General features: G+C 73.7%; 18 protein-coding genes. 7 read left to right on the forward strand and 11 right to left on the reverse strand.

The window, feature by feature from the left end:
* Positions 1-5: 5 nt before the first annotated feature.
* The 8 genes from ACFQ9Z_RS27490 to ACFQ9Z_RS27525 form a co-directional block, all read right to left on the reverse strand.
* On the reverse strand, positions 6-875 hold the full coding sequence (locus ACFQ9Z_RS27490; protein WP_383024154.1) for a serine/threonine-protein kinase: 870 nt from the start codon (positions 873-875) through the stop codon (positions 6-8).
* On the reverse strand, positions 872-2704 hold the full coding sequence (locus ACFQ9Z_RS27495) for an ABC transporter ATP-binding protein (protein ID WP_383024159.1): 1833 nt from the start codon (positions 2702-2704) through the stop codon (positions 872-874). The genes ACFQ9Z_RS27490 and ACFQ9Z_RS27495 overlap by 4 nt, the downstream gene beginning before the upstream one ends.
* 77 nt (positions 2705-2781) lie before the next feature.
* Entirely contained in the window at positions 2782-2988 is a 207-nt protein-coding gene (locus ACFQ9Z_RS27500; protein WP_383024163.1) for a hypothetical protein, read from the reverse strand.
* A 165-nt stretch (positions 2989-3153) separates the two neighbouring features.
* Positions 3154-3945, reverse strand: coding sequence for an FAD:protein FMN transferase (locus tag ACFQ9Z_RS27505; protein WP_383024170.1), 792 nt, complete (start codon positions 3943-3945; stop codon positions 3154-3156).
* Positions 3946-3949: 4 nt separating this feature from the next.
* Complete coding sequence (locus tag ACFQ9Z_RS27510; protein ID WP_383024174.1) at positions 3950-4771, reverse strand: FMN-binding protein; 822 nt, start codon at positions 4769-4771, stop codon at positions 3950-3952.
* A 17-nt stretch (positions 4772-4788) separates the two neighbouring features.
* Positions 4789-6171, reverse strand: coding sequence for a ferric reductase-like transmembrane domain-containing protein (locus ACFQ9Z_RS27515; RefSeq protein WP_383024181.1), 1383 nt, complete (start codon positions 6169-6171; stop codon positions 4789-4791).
* 59 nt (positions 6172-6230) lie between these two features.
* Positions 6231-6707, reverse strand: a complete 477-nt coding sequence (locus ACFQ9Z_RS27520) for an FMN-binding protein (protein WP_383024185.1) — start codon at positions 6705-6707, stop codon at positions 6231-6233.
* A 10-nt stretch (positions 6708-6717) separates the two neighbouring features.
* Positions 6718-8070 (reverse strand): ferric reductase-like transmembrane domain-containing protein, encoded by a 1353-nt coding sequence (locus ACFQ9Z_RS27525; protein ID WP_383024191.1) that lies wholly within the window; start codon positions 8068-8070, stop codon positions 6718-6720.
* 197 nt (positions 8071-8267) lie between these two features.
* Here ACFQ9Z_RS27525 and ACFQ9Z_RS27530 point away from each other — a divergent pair, with 197 nt between their 5' ends.
* Positions 8268-9008 (forward strand): response regulator transcription factor, encoded by a 741-nt coding sequence (locus ACFQ9Z_RS27530; RefSeq protein ID WP_383024196.1) that lies wholly within the window; start codon positions 8268-8270, stop codon positions 9006-9008.
* On the forward strand, positions 9005-10468 hold the full coding sequence (locus ACFQ9Z_RS27535) for a sensor histidine kinase (RefSeq protein ID WP_383024199.1): 1464 nt from the start codon (positions 9005-9007) through the stop codon (positions 10466-10468). Before ACFQ9Z_RS27530 ends, ACFQ9Z_RS27535 begins: the two co-directional genes overlap by 4 nt.
* On the opposite strand, the gene ACFQ9Z_RS27540 is transcribed toward ACFQ9Z_RS27535, so the two are convergent.
* From ACFQ9Z_RS27540 to ACFQ9Z_RS27550, 3 genes are all read right to left on the reverse strand, one after another.
* Positions 10455-11156, reverse strand: a complete 702-nt coding sequence (locus ACFQ9Z_RS27540; RefSeq protein WP_383024202.1) for a L,D-transpeptidase — start codon at positions 11154-11156, stop codon at positions 10455-10457. The two genes, ACFQ9Z_RS27535 and ACFQ9Z_RS27540, sit on opposite strands and share 14 nt — an antisense overlap.
* A 3-nt stretch (positions 11157-11159) precedes the next feature.
* Complete coding sequence (locus ACFQ9Z_RS27545) at positions 11160-11747, reverse strand: pyridoxamine 5'-phosphate oxidase family protein (RefSeq protein WP_383024205.1); 588 nt, start codon at positions 11745-11747, stop codon at positions 11160-11162.
* Between the two features lie 117 nt (positions 11748-11864).
* Positions 11865-12320, reverse strand: a complete 456-nt coding sequence (locus ACFQ9Z_RS27550; protein WP_383024210.1) for a hypothetical protein — start codon at positions 12318-12320, stop codon at positions 11865-11867.
* A gap of 201 nt (positions 12321-12521) precedes the next feature.
* On the opposite strand from ACFQ9Z_RS27550, the gene ACFQ9Z_RS27555 reads away from it, so the two are divergent.
* The 5 genes from ACFQ9Z_RS27555 (at position 12522) to ACFQ9Z_RS27575 (ending at position 18625) form a co-directional block, all read left to right on the forward strand.
* The gene (locus tag ACFQ9Z_RS27555; protein ID WP_383024213.1) at positions 12522-13715 is read left to right on the forward strand and encodes an argininosuccinate synthase; all 1194 of its coding nucleotides are present in this window, start codon (positions 12522-12524) and stop codon (positions 13713-13715) included.
* 116 nt (positions 13716-13831) lie between these two features.
* A complete protein-coding gene (gene argH / locus ACFQ9Z_RS27560) occupies positions 13832-15271 on the forward strand; it encodes an argininosuccinate lyase (RefSeq protein ID WP_383024217.1) in 1440 nt (479 codons plus the stop codon).
* 199 nt (positions 15272-15470) lie between these two features.
* Positions 15471-16442 carry an aldo/keto reductase gene (locus ACFQ9Z_RS27565; protein ID WP_383024220.1) on the forward strand — a complete coding sequence of 324 codons (972 nt, stop codon included), beginning with the start codon at positions 15471-15473 and terminating at the stop codon, positions 16440-16442.
* Between the two features lie 96 nt (positions 16443-16538).
* Entirely contained in the window at positions 16539-17105 is a 567-nt protein-coding gene (locus ACFQ9Z_RS27570; RefSeq protein WP_383024223.1) for a TetR/AcrR family transcriptional regulator, read from the forward strand.
* Positions 17102-18625, forward strand: coding sequence for an MFS transporter (locus tag ACFQ9Z_RS27575; RefSeq protein WP_383024226.1), 1524 nt, complete (start codon positions 17102-17104; stop codon positions 18623-18625). Before ACFQ9Z_RS27570 ends, ACFQ9Z_RS27575 begins: the two co-directional genes overlap by 4 nt.
* Positions 18626-18718: the final 93 nt, after the last annotated feature.

Below are 18718 nucleotides of genomic sequence, written 5' to 3' on the forward strand. Positions count from 1 at the left end.
CGGCCTCAGCCGCGGGGGCGCCGCGCGCCGGGCAGGGCGCCGGCGAGGGCGGCGGCCAGCTCGTCGAGCGCGGGCCGGGCCCCGGGTCCGGGGCGCAGGCAGGCGTCGACGGCGGCGGCGAGGGCGGGCGGCAGCCGGCGGCGGCCGGCGACGGGCGGGGCGGTCGCTTCCAGCTGGGGGTAGCGCCGGCGGTCCGCCTCCCCGGTGCGCCCGCCGCGGCCGAACGGCGGCTCGCCGCAGGCCACCTCGTACAGGGTGACGCCCACGCCCCACACGTCGGCGGCGGCCGTCAGCGGCTCGCCGCGCGCCTGCTCCGGGGACAGGTAGCGGAAGGTGCCCACGCCCGCCGGCGCCGGGCCGGGAGGCCGCGCGAGACCCAGGTCCAGCACCTTCGCGTGCCCGCGGTCCACCACCACGTTGGACGGCTTGAGGTCCAGGTGCAGCAGGCCCCGGCGGTGGAGGTAGTGGACGGCGGAGCACAGCTGGACGCCGAGGAGCGCCACGTCGGCGGCGGACGCGCGGTGCCGCAGCCGCCCCACCAGGTGGGACAGCGTCTCCCCGGTCAGCGTCTCCAGCACCACGAGCGGCTCGGGCGACTCGAAGGTCTCGTAGCCGCGGACCAGATGGGGGTGGCTGAACTCGCACAGCCACCGGCCCTCCCGCAGCAGCCGCTCACCCAGCCGGGTCTCGTCCCGCCGGTCCGGCCGCACCACCTTGACCACGCACCGGCAGTCCCTTTCCTCGCTCCAGGCGTCGTGGACGTCCAGCCAGCCGGTGCGGGTCAGATGCGCCAGGATCTCGTACCCCGGGACCGGCCGCGCGCCCGGTGCCAGGGCCGGCGCCGGCCGCGGGACCGCGCGGGCCGGGGCGGTCACGACGGCACCCGCCCCGGGGACGGGACGCCGCCGGCGTGCAGCCGGTGCAGGCGCGCGTAGACGCCGTCGCGGCCGAGCAGCTCTTCGTGGGCGCCCTGTTCCACGATCCGGCCGTGGTCCAGCACGACGATGCGGGTGGCGTCCTTGACGGTCAGCAGGTTGTGCGAGATGACGACGGTCGTCCGCCCGGCCATGAGCCGGCGCAGCGGGTCCATGATCCGCCGGCCCGAGCGGACGTCGAGCCCGGTGGTCGGCTCGTCCAGCACCAGCACGGGCGCGTCCCGGATCATCGCCCGGGCGATGGCCAGCCGCTGGCACTGCCCGCCCGACAGGGTACGGCCGCGCTGGCCGACCAGCGTGTCGTAACCGTCCGGGAGCATCTCGATGAACTCGTGCGCGTCCGCCGCGCGCGCCGCCGCGACGATGTCGGCCTGCGTCGCCTCCGGCCGGCCGTACGCGATGTTGTCCCGCACGGTGCCGTGGAACACCAGTGTCTCCTGCAGCACCACGGCGACGCTGTCCCGTACGTCGGTGAGGCTGAGCTCCCGCAGGTCCCGGCCGTCGAGGCGGACCGCTCCCCGGTCGGGGTCGTAGAACCGCAGCTGGAGCTTGGCGACCGTCGACTTCCCCGCCCCGCTGGCCCCGACCAGCGCCAGCGTCTCACCGGGCGCCACCTCGAAGGACACGTCCGAAAGGGCCCAGGACGCGGCCCCCGGGTAGCGGAACCGGACGCCGTCGAACTCCACCTCGCCGCGCGCCCGGCCGATGCGCCGGGGCTCAGCAGCCTCGACGACCTGCGGGCGCTGGTCCAGCAGCTCGATGATCCGCTCGGCCGAGGCGGAGGCCGCGTAGAAGGTGGTGCCGAGGTGGGACAGGCCGCGGACCGGCCCGTACAGCTTGCCGATCAGTGCCAGGAAGACCAGCAGGCCGCCCAGCGTCAGCTGCCCCTGGGCCAGCTTCCAGGTGCCGAGGCCCATCACCGCGATGCCCCCGGCCACCTCGATGATCTCCACGACCGGCCCGTACACGGCACGGATCCGGGCCGACGCCATCGCCGCCCGGAACCTGCCGAGGTTCTCCCGCTCGAACCGGCGCTCCTCCCACCCCTGCCGGTTGTACGCCTGCACCAGGGCGACGTTGCCGAGCGACTCCTCGGCGATCGCGCTGATCGAGCCGCTGCGCCGCCTGCGTTCCCGTGACGCCGCCTTGATCAGCCGCGAGAAGTGCCGGGCGGCGCCCCAGAACAGCGGCACGATGGCCAGGGCGAGCAGGGTCAGGTCCCAGCGCAGGTAGAACAGCAGCCCGAGGAAGACGCCCAGGCGGATCACGTAGTAGAGGACGTCCGCCACCCCGGACAGCAGGAACGTCTCCACGGCGTCGACGTCGCCGGTGACCCGCGACAGCACGTCGCCGAGCCGCCGGCGCTCGAAGAAGCCGAGCGACAGCCCCTGGACGTGCCGGAAGACGTCCGAGCGCAGGGAGAGCAGGAAGCGTTCGCTGACCCAGGTGGACGTCACGTTGTCGCCGAAGCCCAGGATGCCTGAGCAGAGGATGAGTCCCAGGTAGGCCGGGGCGATCCACAGGAAGGGGTGCAGGTCCCGGGGGACGAGCACATCGTCCACGACGATCTTGAAGAGCCAGATCTCGGCCGCGTCCACGACCGGTCCGGCCAGGCTGAACAGGGCGAGCGGCACGAGCCAGCGCCGCCCGCCACGGGTGTAGGGCCAGAACCGCCGGAACACCTCACGCAGGGGCACCGGGGGCGCCGCGGCCACCAGGGCGTCGGAGGTGTCACCCACCGACAGCAGACGCCGCAGGACCTGCGCCATGGCATGCGTTCCTCGGGAGTCGGCGGCGGAGCGGACCGGGTCCTCCGGTCACCGGTCCGCTCCGCCTGGGGGTGCGATCAGTAGCCGCCGTGCCCGCCGTGCCCGCCGTGCCCGCGGCCTTCGCCGCGGCCCTCACCGCGGCCTTCGCCGTGGCCGTGACGGCCGCCGAAGTCGTGACGGTCACCCTCGTCGTGGCCGAAGCCGTGCCCCTCGAAGTCGTCGAAGGACGACTCGTCGCCGTGGTCATGGCCGTAGGCCGGCATGAGATTGCTGAAGATGGCCATGCGTTCCTCCCTGATTTCGTCTCGCACTGGATACGTCCCAGGGCCCGACTCGGATCGCGTTCGGGGGCAAAAAGGCCAAAATTAAACTTTCCGTCGTTCCGGCCGGGCCGGCCGAGCACCCGCCGCCACCCGCCACCCGCCGCCCGCCGGACCGGCCCGCCCCGCTCAGCCCAGCCGTTCCGCCAGGCCCCCGGTACACCGCACCTCGTCCCCGGCCATGATCAGCAGGGCCTCCACCCCGGGCAGCGACTCCAGCCACGCCAGTCCCGCCCGCGACCCCATCGCGAAGGCGGCCGTGGCCCAGCAGTCCACCCACGTCAGCCGCGGCCCCACCACGGTCACCGAGACCAGGTCGGTGACCGCGGGGCGGCCCGTACGCGGATCCACGATGTGCGCGCCCCGCTCCGCCGTGCCGGACGTCGCCACGGACAGCTCGTCCGCACCCGCCGCCGAGATCACCGCGGCCAGCCCGCCCGGCCGGAGCGGATCGGCCACGCCCACCCGCCACGCCCGCTGCGGTTCCGGCGCGCCCAGCATCTGGACGTCGCCGCCGCCGTTCACACTGACCCCGCACACCCCCTCGACCGAGGCGAGCAGCCGGGCGGCCCGCTCCGCGGCCCAGCCCTTGACGATGCCGGTCGGGTCGAGGCCGCCCTGGTACCGCGGGCTGAACCAGCCCTCGCTGACCCGCTCCGCCTCGGCCGCCAGCTCCAGCACCTCGGCCACCTCGGACGCGCACCGCGCCACGGTCAGCTCGCCCCGGGCCAGCCGGGACACCTCGCTGTCCTCGCGGTAGGTGGAGAACAGCGCGTCGGCGCGGTGCAGTCCCGCGACCGCCCCGGCCAGCGCCTCGCGCACCGCGTCCGGCCGCCCGCCGCGCACGTCGAAGGAGAAGACGGTGCCCATGACCTCCTCAGCGTGCCGCAGCGCGGCGGGGGCGTCGGCCGGCTCGCTCATCTCGTCAGCCACCCGCCTGGTCGAGCGCCGACTGCAGCGACTGCCGGTAGCCGGTGCTGGTGTAGGTGGCCCCGGACACCGCGTCGATGCCCGCGTTCCCGGCGGCCACGGCCTCCTGGTTGAGCTTCGGCACGGCGAGCGCGGTCTTCTGGCCGCTGACCCCGCCCTTGGGCGCCTGCACGGCCGCCGCCTGGGTGATCCTGCCCCCGCTGACCGTGATCCTGACCTGCACCGGGCCGTACTGCGTCTGCGCGACCCGGCCGGTGACGGTGCGGGTCCCGGCGCTTGCCCGCGCACCCGGGGAAGCCGAGCCGCCCTCACCGCCCGGCCCGGAACCGGCGCCGGTACCCGACCCGGAGGACGCCGACGCCTTCACCTTGTCCAGCGCCGACTGCAGCGACTTCTTGTACCCCGCGCTCGTGTACGTCGCCCCGGACACCGCGTCGATGTCGGCGTTCCCGGCGGCCACGGCCTCCTGGTTGAGCTTCGGCACGGCGAGCGCGGTCTTCTGGTCGCTGACCCCGCCCTTGGGCGCCTGCACCGCCTCCGCCTTGGTGATCTTCCCGCCGGCGACGGTCAGCCGCACCTGCACGGCCCCGTACTGGGTCTGCGCCGCGTCACCGGTGACGGTGCCCGCCGCCGCTCCACCGCCCTGCTGCCCGCCCTGGGGCGACCGCTGCGCGGCGGCGCCCGCCTGCGGCGCCGCGCCGGCCGCCGACGCCGCGGCCGGGTCCGAGGCGGGCTTCAGCGACAGCAGCAGCACGACTCCGGACACGGTGGCCGCGGTGGCCAGCACGACGCGCCGGATGGGGTGGCTCTTCCTCATCGCTTCGCAGCTCCCGCTCACATCTCGAACGACTCGTGGTGGATACGGCGCGCGGGGACTCCCGCGCCGCGCAGTGCCTCGTACACGGACTGCGCGAACCCGGGCGGGCCGCACATGAAGACGTCGTGGCGGTCGACGTCCGGGATCTTCCGCTGGAGGTTCTCCGCCGAGATGTCCGGCCGTTCGCCGTCCGGGCTGTTGACCGCGTACATCAGCCGTGCGCCCCGTTCCTCGGCGATCGCGGCCAGCTCGTCCCAGAGTGCCAAATCCTGGGTGGTGTTGGCCCGGTAGAGCAGGGTGATGTCACCGGCCGCCCCGGGCAGCGTCTCGAACAGCGCCCGCATCGGCGTGATGCCGACCCCGCCCGCCACCAGCAGCACCTTGCCCCGGCTGCGCCGCTGCGCGGTGAGCGCCCCGTACGGGCCCTCCGCCCACACCCGGGTGCCGGGCGCCAGCTCGCGCAGCCGGGAGCTGTGGTCGCCGATCGCCTTCACCGTGATCCGCAGCATGTCGGGCCGGGGCGCCGCCGACAGCGAGTACGGGTGCGAGCTGAACCGCATCCCGGGGGCCAGGAACCGCCAGCGGAAGAACTGCCCCGCCTCGGCGCCCATCCGGTGCAGCCGCCGTCCGCCGATCAGCACCGACACGATGCCCGGCGTCTCCTCGATCACCGCCTCCACGCGCATCCGGTGACGGATGTTCAGCCGGACCGGGGTGATGACCCGGTACCAGAGCACCAGCGCCGTGACGGCGCCGTACAGCCCGTACCAGAAGGTCCTGGCGACCGGCTCGACCGCGAAGTCGTTGCCGGTGGTGATCTGGTGCCAGAAGGTCAGGAACACGGCCGCGTACGTCAGCAGGTGCACGTGGTACCAGGCGTCGTACGGCAGCCGGCGGCGGATCCCGCCGGCCGAGCTGACGCCGATCAGCACGAACAGGCCGGTGCCGACGGCGGCCTTGCCCATGTCCGGGAGCTGTTCGACCGAGTCCACGGTCTGCCGGACCACGTCTCCGAGCGACCTGCCCGCCTGCAGCGCGTAGCCCCACATGGTGAGGAACACGTGCGCGACGATGAGGCAGAGCGTGTAACGGCCGCTCATCGCGTGCCAGCGGGCCACCCGGTCGGAGCCGACCCGCCGCTCCAGCGCGGGTACCCGCGCCATCTGGAGCACGACCAGCGCCATCAGGTAACCGGCCAGCAGACCGGTGATCCGGCCCGCGTTCAGGATCCTGCCGTTGTCGTCCGCGATGGCCGGGGTGTTGTGCCACCAGAGCCACAGCACGGCCGCCGCGCCCGCCCAGACCGCGATCAGCAGCGGAACGGCCGGGGAGCGGCGCGGGCGGATGCGGCGCATCGTCTGGCGGCGGGCGGCACGTCCGCCTGCGAGCGTGGTGGTCACGGTTCCTCCGTGGGGACTTGACCCTTGGCCCAGAGATACGCGCGGCGCGCGCCGGGTGTTCAGCCGCCGGCGGAGTCCAGCGCGGACTGCAGCGACTGCTTGTACCCGGTGCTGGTGTAGGTGGCGCCCGACACCATGTCGATGTCCGCGCTCTGCGCCGCCAGCGCCTCGCGCCGCAACTGGGGGATGGCGTAGCCGTTGATCTCCTGGTCGCGCGGGTTCTCCGTCGGGTAGGTGACCGCGGTGACGTCGGTGAGCTTGCCGCTCTGGATCGTCACCCGCACCCGCACCGGGCCCCAGCGGGTCTGGACGGTGTCCCCGGTGACCGTCCTGGCCCCGGCGGCGGGCGCCTTCGTCGACCCCGGCGAGACACTGGAGCCGCTGCTCGTCGGCGCCGGCGCCGGCACGGGCGTGCCCGCGGCGAGCGCCGGGGCGGCGTGCGGCTTCAGCGACAGCAGCAGCACCATCCCGGAGACGGTGGCCGCGCTCGCCAGCACGATGCGGCGGAAGGGGCGGTTCTTGTTCAACGCGTGCACGTCTGCGGCCTCACAGCTCGAACGACTCGTGGTGGATACGGCGGTCCGGGACCCCGGCCGCCCGAAGCTCCCCGTACACGTCCTGTGCGAAGCCGTGCGGCCCGCAGATGTAGACGTCGTGGCCGGGCAGCCCGGGGAAGGACGCCCGCAGGGACTCCGCCGTGATGCGCGGGCGCTCGCCCCGCGGCCCGTTCAGCGCGTACAGCACCCGGCCACCGCGCCGGCGGGCGATCGACTCCAGCTCGGCGCCGAGCGCCAGGTCCTCGGCGGACCGCGCCCGGTACAGCAGGGTGACCTCGCCGGGCAGCGTCTCGAACAGCGCCCGCAGCGGGGTGATCCCGACACCGGCCGCGATCAGCAGGGAGCGGTGGCTGGTGGCCCGGTCGGCGGTCAGCGAGCCGTAGGGACCCTCCGCCCACACCCGGGTGCCGGGCCTCAGCAGGGCGACGGCCGCGCTGTGACCGCCGAGCGCCTTCACCGTGATGCGCATCACGTCCGGACGCGGCGGCGCGGACAGGGAGTAGGGCGTCGACGTCCAGCCCATCCCCTCGCCCAGGAACCGCCAGCGGAAGAACTGCCCCGGCCGCGCGCCCAGCTCGTCCAGGTGCCGGCCGCGTACGACGACCGAGTACACGCCCGGCGCCTCCCGGTGCACCGATTCCACCCGCAGCCGGTGGCGCCGGTTGAGCCGGACGGGGGCGAGGATCCGGAACCACACCACCAGCCCCGCGACCCCGAGGTACAGCGCGTACCAGACGGCGGTGACCGCCGGCCGGCCGTTGAACTGGTCGCCCAGCGTGAGCTGGTGGAAGAAGGCCAGGAACACGGCCGCGTACGTGAGCAGGTGGACGTAGTACCAGAACTCGTAGCTGGTGCGGCGGCGCGCGGCCCGCACCGACGTGACGCCGACCGCGAGCAGGATCACCGTGCCGGCGGTCGCCATGAGCATGTCCGGGTAGTCCAGGACCACCGTCACCGTCTCGTGCCACAGCGTGGCCCTGTCCTGGGCGGCGTACCCGGTGAGGATCAGCACGACGTGCGCGACGAGCAGGCAGACCGTGTAGCGGCCGGCCATCGCGTGCCAGCGGGCCACCCGGTCCGAGCCCACCCGGGTCTCCAGCAGCGGCACCCGGGCCATCAGCCCCACCAGCACCGCGCAGGCGTACCCGCACAGCAGGCCGGCGATCCGCCCGCCCCCGGTCAGCCAGCCGGCCGTGCCGACCACGGACCCGGTGTCCGCCCACCAGAGCGCGACCACGGCCGCCGCACCGGCCCACAGCACGGCCAGTACCCAGGCCGCCGGGGAACGCCGCGCGGTCCCCGGCCGGGGCGGGGCCGCCCGCCTCGTATCCACGGTGGTCATCAGAGCCGTTCCCTTCGTCCGTCAGCGATGCCACTGTGCGGGCCGAAGTTCTGAGGCACCTCTGAAAAAGCCGCTTCGGCCGGGTCCCGGAGGGCTTTCTCAGAGAGATCTCAGAGAGCGGCCCGCCTGCTCAGAGGAGACTCAGAGGGGGGCGGGGCGGACGGCCGGCCGGCCGAGGGGCGATGCTGGTAGGCGCGATGAACACGACCCGTTCCGGCCGACCGGCCCTCACCCGACCCGACGGCACCCCGTTGCGCGTCCTCGTCGTCGACGACGATCCCGACCTCGCCGAGGTGCTCACCGGCGCCCTGCGCTACGAGGGCTGGGAGGTGCGCGCGACCGGTGACGGCGCCTCGGCGGTCAGCGCCGCGCGCGAGCTGCTGCCCGACGCCGTCGTCCTCGACGTGATGCTGCCCGACACCGACGGCTTCGCCGTGCTGCGCCGCCTGCACGAGGTGAAGCCCGAGGTGTGCGTGCTGTTCCTCACCGCCCGGGACGCGGTGGAGGACCGCATCGCGGGCATCACCGCGGGCGGCGACGACTACGTCACCAAGCCCTTCAGCCTGGAGGAGGTCGTCGCCCGGCTGCGCGGCCTGCTGCGCCGGGCCGGCATGGCCCGCCAGCAGGAGGACGGGCCCCGGCTGGTCGTGGGCGACCTGGTGATGGACGAGGAGGCCCGCGAGGTGACCCGGTCCGGGGAGCTGATCGAACTCTCCCCGACCGAGTTCGAGCTCCTGCGCTTCCTCATGCGCAACCCGCGCCGGGTGCTCAGCAAGGCCCAGATACTCGACCGGGTCTGGTCCTACGACTTCGGCGGCCGGGCCCACGTGGTCGAGCTGTACATCTCCTACCTGCGCAAGAAGGTGGACGCCGGCCGCGAACCGATGATCCACACCGTGCGCGGGGCGGGTTACGTGCTGAAGCCGGTGACCCGGTGAGGGCCCTGCGCCGCCTGCCCCGCCCCCGCACCCTGCGCGCCCGGCTCACCGTCGGCCTCGTCGTCCTGCTCGCGGTGAGCTGCGCGGCCGTGGGGCTCGCCGCCGTCGTCGAGCTGAACGGCTTCCTGACCCAGCGCCTGGACGAGCAGCTCGTCCAGGTCGGCACCCGGTTCCCGGAGAGCATGGAGCACAACCCGCCGCGCACGGACCACGACGGCGACGAGCACCTCGACACCCGCCGTCAGGCCACCGGCACCTTCGGCGCCCGCCTGCTGGACGGCAAGGTCACCCACAAGGGCCTCATCCGCTCCGGCGACCCGTCCGCCGACCTGAACGTCGACCTGACGGCCGGGGACCAGCGGGGGCTCGCCCGGCTCCCGGCCGACGGCCGCCCGCACACCATCCGGCTGTCCGCCCTGCACGACTACCGGGTCATCGCCTCGCCGGGCCGGGACGGGGACGTCCTGATCGTCGGCCTGCCGCTGGAGCCCGTCGAGGCGACCGTCCACCGCCTGGAACGGGTGGCCGGCATCGTCTTCGGCCTGGCCCTCGTGGTCACCGGCGTGGCCGGGGCGCTCTGGGTCCGCTGGTCGCTGCGCCCGCTGAGCCGGGTCGCGGCCACCGCCACCCGGGTCAGCGAGCTCCCGCTGGCCAGCGGGGAGGTCGCCCTGCCGCCGCGCGCCCCGGTGTCCGACCCGGGCAGCGAGGTGGGCCGGGTGGCGGCCGCCTTCGACCGCATGCTGGGCCATGTCGAGGGCGCCCTGACCAAACGGCACGCCAGCGAGGAGCGGCTGCGCCGCTTCGCCGCCGACGCCAGCCACGAGCTGCGCACCCCGGTCGCCTCGGTCCGCGGCCACGCCGAACTGGCCCTGCTGCACCCCGGCCCGGTGCCCGCGGAGGTGACCCGGGCCCTGGAGCGCATCGCCGCCGAGTCCTCGCGCATGGGCGAGATGGTCGACGACCTGCTCCTGCTGGCCCGCCTGGACGCGGGCCGCCCCCTGGAGCGCCGCCCGGTCGACCTGACCCGTCTGGTGCTGGACGCGGTGACGGACGCCCGGGCCGCGGGACCCGGGCACCGCTGGACGCTGGACCTGCCCGAGGAACCGGTGACGGTGCCGGGCGACGCGCACCGGCTTCAGCAGGTGCTGGCCAACCTGCTGGCCAACGCCCGGCTGCACACCCCCGACGGCACCGAGGTGACGGTGACCCTGGCCGCCGGGGAGGGCACGGCCCGCCTCTGCGTCCACGACGACGGCCCCGGTGTCCCGGAGGACGTACGGCCGGGCGTCTTCGAGCGCTTCACCCGCGCCGAGCACCGCCGCCGCCCGGACGCCTCCGGTGGCGGGGCCGGCCTCGGGCTCTCGATCGTGGCGGCGGTGGTGGAGGCGCACGAAGGGAGCGTGGAGCTGGCGAGCGAGCCGGGTTCGACGACCTTCACGGTGCGGCTCAGTACCGGGTGACGGCCGTGGCGCCGCCCGCCGTCCCGATCGCGATGTGCGGCTCGCGCGCCGGGTCCGCCCAGCTCAGGATCGCGCGCATGGCGTCCTCGGGCACGGACACGCAGCCCGCCGTCGCCCCCTTGCCGTTCACGTGCAGGAAGATCCCGGCGCCGCGCCCGCGCACCGGCCGGTCGTAGTTGAAGCCGATGACCAGCGCGTAGCCGTACTGCGGATCGTAGGAGTCCAGCTTCTCGGACCGCGAGGCCAGGCAGTCGGCCGGCAGCGGCTCGGTCCAGCGGTTGTACGAGGCGGAGTCGTTGTCCTGGCACCACCAGGAGGCGGCCGTCACCGGCCGGTACCAGACCCGGGTGCCGGCCGGGGCGGCCCGGAGGCCGAAGCCGAACGGGACGCCGTACAGCCCGGTCGGCGTCGTGTCGGTCCCCTGCACCCGGACGCCGCCCTCCACCAGGCCCTTCGCCCCGAACCGGGCGGGCGCGGAGCCGGTCTCCGTCCACTTGCCGTCCCGCAGGTCCCACCAGGTCACCGTGCCCGACGTCGAGCCGGCGGCCGGCGCCTGGGCGGTGATGAGCTGGGTGCCGCCGCCGGTGTCCGCCATCCGCGCGGGCAGCGGATCCGTGCCGCGCGCGGGGGAGAGGCCGAGCACGCAGACGGAGGCGGACACGAGGGCGAGGACGACACCTGGGCGCATGGCTCAGACGCTAGAGGGGGGCAGCGGCAGCGGCAGCCCGGGCAGTCCGTCCAGGCTCCTCGCCACGTGCTCCTTCTTGGTGAAGTACGCGTTCAGCGAGGCGTCGTCCTCCCGCGCGAACCGCTTCCCGTGCAGATCGCGGTCCTCCTCGTACGCCATGCGGGGGACGGCGTAGCCGCAGGTGTCGCGGACCAGCTCGGCGTGGACGACGACGATCGCGCGCAGTCCGTGCGGGCCGGGGTCGATGTCCGGGAAGCGGGCGAGCAGCCCGGCGAAGCGCGGGTCGTCGCGGAAGACCGGCTCGCCCCGGCCGTGGACCCGCACGATGTTGGGCGGCCCCTGGAAGGCGCACCACATGAGGGTGATCCGGCCGTTCTCCCGCAGGTGCGCGATCGTCTCCGCGTTGGAACCGGCGAAGTCCAGGTAGGCCACGGTGAGTTCGTCCAGCACCGCGAACGAGCCGCGGAGCCCCTTGGGGGAGAGGTTGACCGTGCCGTCGCCGGAGAGGGGAGCGGTGGCCGTGAAGAAGAGGGGCTGCTCCTCGATGAACGTGCGGAGCCTGCCGTCTATGCGCTCGTAGGTCTTTCCCATGTCCGACGATTATCGGCGCAACTCCTTCGGCTGTCTAAGTATTTGGCTCTTCGGGTCCGGGCTCCACCCGGCCGCGGCCACCCCGGCCGGCGTCCGCGGGGCGGCCGCGGCCGCCTGTCACCTCACTTGGTGAGTGTGCAGGCGGCGAGGGTGTCGAGGCCGGTGGGTTCGGTGGTGGTGCGGCCGACGGCGATGGCGATGCGGTCGATGGTGGAGGCGCGTTTGTCCTTGAGGGGGGCCGAGGACGGCGTTGTCCACGAAGTTGGGTCCGCCCTGGCCGACGGTGCCGGCGAGCCGGGTGTTCGCTTCCTTGATCTGGGTCTGGAGCAGGGCCAGGCTGCGGTCGACCTCGGCCTTGGCGGACGCCGGTGCGGAGGGCAGCCGCGAGGCGACGTCCGGACAGCTGACCGTGCCCGGGGCGGCGAGGGTGCGGGCGTTCGCCGCGCCGCCGCTCCCGTCGGGCGTCCCGGCCAGCGCCGAGCCGGCGATCACCGCGCCGGACAGGACCACGGCGGCCGCGCCGCCGATGACCGCCACGCGACGCTTGTCGTACTTAGGAAGGGCCCTGGACATGCGGAAGCCTCACTTGGTCGGAGGGGGGTCGGGAGACCGGGTCGGGCAACGCGGCGCCTGCGTTCGGGGGCGAGTACGAGAAAGCGGTTTCACCCGTTCAATCCGTACCGCGACTTCCGGCTCGCCGGAGCGGCGATTGACGAATCATGCGGAGTTCTGCATACTCATGCATGTCAGCGAATGCACTGTGAGGAGAAACCCGTGACCGAGCGCGTCGTACTCGCCTACTCAGGCGGTCTGGACACCTCCGTCGCCATCGGCTGGATCGCCGAGGAGACGGGCGCCGAGGTCATCGCCGTTGCGGTCGACGTCGGCCAGGGCGGCGAGGACCTGGACGTCATCCGCAAGCGCGCCCTCGCGTGCGGCGCCGTCGAGGCCGAGGTCGCCGACGCCAAGGACGAGTTCGCCGACGAGTACTGCCTCCCGGCGATCAAGGCCAACGCCCTCTACATGGACCGCTACCCCCTGGTCAGCGCCCTGTCCCGGCCGACGATCGTCAAGCACCTGGTCGCCGCCGCCAAGAAGCACGGCGCCACCACGGTCGCCCACGGCTGCACCGGCAAGGGCAACGACCAGGTCCGCTTCGAGGCCGGCATCGTCGCCCTCGCCCCCGACCTGAAGTGCATCGCCCCGGTCCGCGACTACGCGATGACCCGGGACAAGGCGATCGCCTTCTGCGAGGCCAAGCAGCTCCCGATCGCCACCACCAAGAAGTCCCCGTACTCCATCGACCAGAACGTCTTCGGGCGCGCCGTCGAGACGGGCTTCCTGGAGGACATCTGGAACGCCCCGATCGAGGACATCTACGAGTACACCTCCAACCCGGCCGTCCCGCGGGAGGCCGACGAGGTGGTCGTCACCTTCAAGGAGGGCGTCCCGGTCGCCCTCGACGGCAAGCCCGTCACCGTGCTCCAGGCCATCCAGCAGCTCAACGAGCGCGCCGGCGCCCAGGGCATCGGCCGGATCGACATGGTCGAGGACCGCCTGGTCGGCATCAAGTCCCGCGAGGTGTACGAGGCCCCCGGCGCGATCGCCCTGATCACCGCCCACCAGGAGCTGGAGAACGTCACCGTCGAGCGCGAGCTGGCCCGCTACAAGCGGCAGGTCGAGCAGCGCTGGGGCGAGCTGGTCTACGACGGCCAGTGGTTCTCCCCGCTCAAGCGCGCCCTGGACGGCTTCATCGACGAGGCCAACCAGCACGTCTCCGGCGACGTCCGGATGACCCTGCACGGCGGTCGCGCCGTCGTCACCGGCCGGCGCTCGGAGTCGTCGCTGTACGACTTCAACCTCGCCACCTACGACACCGGCGACACCTTCGACCAGGCCGCGGCCAAGGGCTTCATCGACATCTACAGCCTGTCGTCGAAGATCGCCGCCAAGCGGGACCTGGCCTGAGTCCCGGGCGGGTGACTCCGCAGGGGGCACCTCGCGCGCACCGCCTGACAGCCGCCTCCCCGCCTGCAAAGGTGGGGAGGCGGCCGCACACAGACGACTTCCGAGGAGCAACGCAAGTGAGCAGCAACAGCGGTGACGTACGGCTCTGGGGCGGCCGTTTCGCCGACGGTCCCGCCGAGGCCCTGGCGAAGCTGTCCGCGTCCGTCCACTTCGACTGGCGGCTCGCCCCCTACGACATCGCCGGCTCCCGCGCCCACGCGCGCGTGCTGCACAAGGCGGGGCTCCTCACCGAGGACGAGCTGACGCGCATGATCGCCGGTCTCGACCGGCTGGAGGCGGACGTGGCGGACGGCTCCTTCGTCGGCACCATCGCCGACGAGGACGTCCACACCGCCCTGGAGCGCGGCCTGCTGGAGCGCCTCGGCCCCGACCTGGGCGGCAAGCTGCGCGCGGGCCGGTCCAGGAACGACCAGGTCGCGACGCTCTTCCGGATGTACCTGCGGGACCACGCCCGGATCATCGGCGGTCTGATCGCCGAACTCCAGGACGCGCTGGTCGGCCTCGCCGAGGCCCACCCGGACGTGGCGATGCCCGGCCGCACCCACCTCCAGCACGCCCAGCCGGTGCTCTTCGCCCACCATGTGCTCGCGCACGTGCAGTCCCTGTCCCGGGACGCCGAGCGGCTGCGCCAGTGGGACGAGCGCACGGCCGTCTCGCCGTACGGCTCCGGCGCCCTGGCGGGCTCCTCGCTGGGCCTGGACCCGGAGGCGGTCGCCGCCGACCTCGGCTTCGAGCACGGCAGCGCCGGCAACTCCATCGACGGCACGGCCTCCCGCGACTTCGTGGCGGAGTTCGCCTTCATCACCGCGATGATCGGGGTCAACCTGTCCCGGATCGCCGAGGAGATCATCATCTGGAACACGAAGGAGTTCTCCTTCGTGACCCTGCACGACGCGTTCTCCACCGGCTCGTCGATCATGCCGCAGAAGAAGAACCCGGACATCGCCGAGCTGGCGCGCGGCAAGTCGGGCCGGCTGATCGGCAACCTGACGGGTCTCATGGCGACGCTGAAGGCCCTGCCCCTCGCCTACAACCGCGACCTGCAGGAGGACAAGGAGCCGGTCTTCGACTCCTGCGACCAGCTCGAGGTCCTGCTCCCGGCCTTCACCGGCATGATGGCCACCCTCACGGTCAACCGCGAGCGCATGGAGGAACTGGCGCCGGCCGGCTTCTCGCTCGCCACCGACATCGCCGAGTGGCTGGTGAAGCAGGGCGTGCCGTTCCGCGTGGCCCACGAGGTCGCGGGGGAGTGCGTGAAGGCCGCCGAGGCCGAGGGCAAGGAACTGGACGAGCTGACCGACGAGCAGTTCGCGAAGATCTCCGCCCACCTCACCCCGGAGGTGCGCTCGGTCCTCAACGTGCCCGGCGCCCTCGCCTCCCGCAACGGCCGCGGCGGCACGGCGCCCAGCGCGGTCGCCGTCCAGCTCGCCGAGGTCAAGGCGGACGTGGCGGCCCAGCACGCCTGGGCGACGGCGCCCCGCAAGGGACGCGGCTGACCGCGGCGAACAGGGCGCCCGCCGGCGCCGGAGCACCCCGAGCGGGGCGCCCGTCCGCGCCGGAGCACTTCGAGCGGGGCGCCCGCCGGCGCCGGAGCACCGCTCCGGCCGGGTCGTCGGCCGGACCAGCCGGACCAGGACGTCGTCGCGGGTTACGTTGGTCGCCAGCCGTACCGGAGCCGACCGAACGGAGCCCGCGATGTCCTTCGCCCGCCTGGCGACAGTGACCACGCCGACGAGCCACATCGGCCTCGGCCTGGCCGCGGTGGGCCGCCCCGGCTACATCAACCTGGGCCGCGACCAGGACCTCGGAGCGGACCGCAGCGTCGCGGCCCTGCGCGAGCGAACCCACGAGCTCCTCGACGCCGCCTACGCGCAGGGCGTGCGGTACGTCGACGCGGCCCGGTCCTACGGCCGTTCCGAGGAGTTCCTCGCCGACTGGCTGAACGCCCGCCCCGACATCGACGACGTCGTCGTCGGCAGCAAGTGGGGCTACACCTACACCGCCGACTGGTCCACCGACGCCGAACGGCACGAGGTGAAGGACCACGGCCTCGCGACCTACGAGCGGCAGCGCGCCGAGACCGGGGAACTCCTCGGCGACCGGCTCGACCTCTACCAGATCCACTCGGTGACCCCGGACAGCCCGGCCCTCACCGACAAGGAACTGCACGCCAGGCTCGCCGAGGCCGCCGCCGGCGGGCTCACCGTCGGCTTCTCCACCAGCGGCCCCGCCCAGGCCGACGCCATCCGTGCCGCGCTCGGGGTGACGGTCGGCGGCGAACCGCTCTTCCGTACCGTCCAGTCGACGTACAACGCCCTGGAGACCTCGGCCGGCCCGGCGCTGGCCGAGGCGCACGACGCCGGGCTGACGGTGATCGTCAAGGAGGGCATGGCCAACGGCCGGCTCGCCGCGCCGCACGCCCCGGACAGGCTGAAGGCGGTGGCGGAGGAGACCGGCCTCGGTTGCGACGCCGTCGCCCTCGCCCTGATCCTGCGGCAGCCCTGGGCCGGTGTCGTCCTGTCCGGCGCGGCGACGCCCGCCCAGCTCGCCTCGAACCTGCACGCGGCCGTCGTCGACCTCGACGCGGACCAGCTCACCCGGCTCGCCACCCTGGTGGAGGATCCGCACGCCTACTGGGAGCAGCGCGGACGGCTGCCCTGGCACTGACGGTCACCCGCTCCGGCACATCCCTCAGGCCGACCGCCATGAGTCACACATGCCTGATGTGAGACATCAATGTCTCATGTGGGCTACTCTTGTCTCATGGCTCTCGATCGTGATCACGTGCTGCGCAGCGCGGCCGCCCTGCTGACCCGCAAGTCCACCGCCACGATGGACGAGGTCGCCAAGGCCGCCGGGATCAGCCGCGCCACCCTGCACCGCCACTTCGCGGGACGCGACGCGCTCGTCCGCGCCCTGGAGGCGCTCGGCATCGCCGAGTGCGAGGCCGCCCTGGACGCGGCCCGCCTGGACGAGGGCCCGGCCGGCGAGGCGGTGCACCGCCTGGTCCGCGCCATCGAGCCCGCGGCCGGCCTGCTGGCCTTCCTCTACACCGAGAACCAGCTCTTCGAGGGCGAGGAGCAGAACCAGGGCTGGACCCGCCTCGACGAACGCCTCACGGGCCTGTTCCGGCGTGGCCAGGAGAGCGGCGAGTTCCGCATCGACCTCACCCCGGCCTGGCTCACCGAGGCGCTGTACGGCCTGCTGGCCTCCGGCGCCTGGGCGGTGGCCGAGGGCCGGGTGGCCGGCAAGGACTTCAGCTACATGGTCGTCGAGCTGCTGCTCGGCGGCGCACGACGTGCGAACGCACCCCTGAGAGAGGAATCATGACCAGCACCCTGCGGCCGGCCGTTACGACCGGGGCGGTGAAGCGCCCGGGCCGCTGGCTGGCGCTCGGCGTCCTCGTCCTGGCCGTGCTGCTGGTGGCCGTCGACGCCACCGTCCTCGGCCTCGCCACCCCCTACATCAGCGAGGACCTGCGCCCCTCAGGCACCCAGCTGCTGTGGATCGGCGACGTCTACTCCTTCGTCATCGCCGGCCTGCTCGTCTCCATGGGCAGCCTCGGCGACCGCATCGGCCGCAAGCGCATCCTGCTCGCCGGCGCCACCGCGTTCGGCGCGGTCTCCGTGCTGAACGCCTACGCGACCACTCCGGAACTGATGATCACGGCGCGGGCGCTGCTCGGCGTCGCGGGCGCCACCCTGATGCCCGCCACCCTCGCCCTGATCCGCAACCTGTTCCACGACCCGGGCGAGCGCAGTCTCGCCATCGGCGTCTGGGGCGCCACCGCCTCCGCCGGCACGGCCGTCGGCCCCATCGCGGGCGGCTTCCTGCTGGAGCACTTCTGGTGGGGATCGGTGTTCCTGATCAACCTGCCGGTCATGGCCGTGCTGGTCCTGGTCGGCATCCGCACGCTCCCCGAGTCCCGTAACCCCGCCCCCGGCCCCTGGGACCTGAGCAGCGTGGTGCTGTCCCTGGTCGGCATGTTCGGCATCGTGTACGCCGTCAAGGAGACCGCCGCGCACGGACTCGCGCCGGTCCCGCTCGCCGCGGGCCTGCTGGGCGCGGCCGCGCTGTACGGCTTCGTGCGGCGCCAGTTCGCCATGCCGGTGCCGCTGCTGGACATGCGCCTGTTCCGGCGCCGGGGCTTCAGCGGGGCGGTCCTCGCCGACCTGCTGACCGTGCTGGGCATGTCCGGCCTGGTGTTCTTCCTCTCCCAGTACCTGCAACTCGTCCAGGGCAGGCGTCCGTTCGAGGCTGGGCTGGCGGAACTGCCCGCGGCCGTGGGCGCGGTGGCGGCCGGTCTGGTCGCCGGCCGCGCGGCCCGCCGCTTCTCGGTGCGGGTGGTGGTCTCCGGCGGCCTGGCGGCGAGCGGCGCCGCGCTGGCCGTGCTGACGACGCTGAGCCGGTCGACGGGCTACCCGCTGCTCGGGGCCGCCCTGCTGGTCGTGGGCGTGGGCGCCGGCTTCTCCTTCACGGTGACCGCCGACGTCATCCTCGCCGGCGTCCCCAAGGACGAGGCGGGCGCGGCGTCCGCGGTCTCGGAGACGGCGTACGAACTCGGCGCGGCGCTGGGCATCGCCCTGCTCGGCTCCATCGTGACGGGCGCCTACCGCGGCTTCACCGGCCCGGCGGGCACCCCGGCCCAGGCCCACGAGTCACTGGGCGGCGCGGTGGAGGCGGCGAGGGGCATGCCGGCCGAGGCGGCCCGGCAGATGCTGGACGCCGCCCGCGACTCCTTCGTCCACGGCCTCCACCTGGCCTCGGGCGCGGGCGCGGCCGTCCTGCTCGCCACAGCGGCGGCGGCCTGGTTCCTGCTGAAGAACCAGAGACTGGAAGACACAGGCTGAGCGGAACGCCCCCCGAAAGGGGCGCCGGGAACTGCGCGACCAGTGGAGAAGCGCCTGCAGGCGCGATGGAGCAGCACCCCGCGGCGGTGACGG

The sequence above is a fragment of the Streptomyces sp. NPDC056580 genome (assembly GCF_042793175.1).
In the GTDB taxonomy this organism is placed as follows: Bacteria; Actinomycetota; Actinomycetes; order Streptomycetales; family Streptomycetaceae; genus Streptomyces.

Coding starts and splice junctions, on each gene's coding strand:
- ACFQ9Z_RS27540 (WP_383024202.1), bottom strand. CDS start 11,156: ATGCGCCCAGGTGTCGTCCTCGCCCTCGTGTCCGCCTCCGTCTGCGTG.
- ACFQ9Z_RS27505 (WP_383024170.1), bottom strand. CDS start 3,945: ATGAGCGAGCCGGCCGACGCCCCCGCCGCGCTGCGGCACGCTGAGGAG.
- ACFQ9Z_RS27545 (WP_383024205.1), bottom strand. CDS start 11,747: ATGGGAAAGACCTACGAGCGCATAGACGGCAGGCTCCGCACGTTCATC.
- ACFQ9Z_RS27565 (WP_383024220.1), top strand. CDS start 15,471: ATGTCCTTCGCCCGCCTGGCGACAGTGACCACGCCGACGAGCCACATC.
- ACFQ9Z_RS27510 (WP_383024174.1), bottom strand. CDS start 4,771: ATGAGGAAGAGCCACCCCATCCGGCGCGTCGTGCTGGCCACCGCGGCC.
- ACFQ9Z_RS27550 (WP_383024210.1), bottom strand. CDS start 12,320: ATGTCCAGGGCCCTTCCTAAGTACGACAAGCGTCGCGTGGCGGTCATC.
- ACFQ9Z_RS27570 (WP_383024223.1), top strand. CDS start 16,539: ATGGCTCTCGATCGTGATCACGTGCTGCGCAGCGCGGCCGCCCTGCTG.
- ACFQ9Z_RS27525 (WP_383024191.1), bottom strand. CDS start 8,070: ATGACCACCGTGGATACGAGGCGGGCGGCCCCGCCCCGGCCGGGGACC.
- ACFQ9Z_RS27495 (WP_383024159.1), bottom strand. CDS start 2,704: ATGGCGCAGGTCCTGCGGCGTCTGCTGTCGGTGGGTGACACCTCCGAC.
- ACFQ9Z_RS27500 (WP_383024163.1), bottom strand. CDS start 2,988: ATGGCCATCTTCAGCAATCTCATGCCGGCCTACGGCCATGACCACGGC.
- ACFQ9Z_RS27530 (WP_383024196.1), top strand. CDS start 8,268: ATGAACACGACCCGTTCCGGCCGACCGGCCCTCACCCGACCCGACGGC.
- ACFQ9Z_RS27575 (WP_383024226.1), top strand. CDS start 17,102: ATGACCAGCACCCTGCGGCCGGCCGTTACGACCGGGGCGGTGAAGCGC.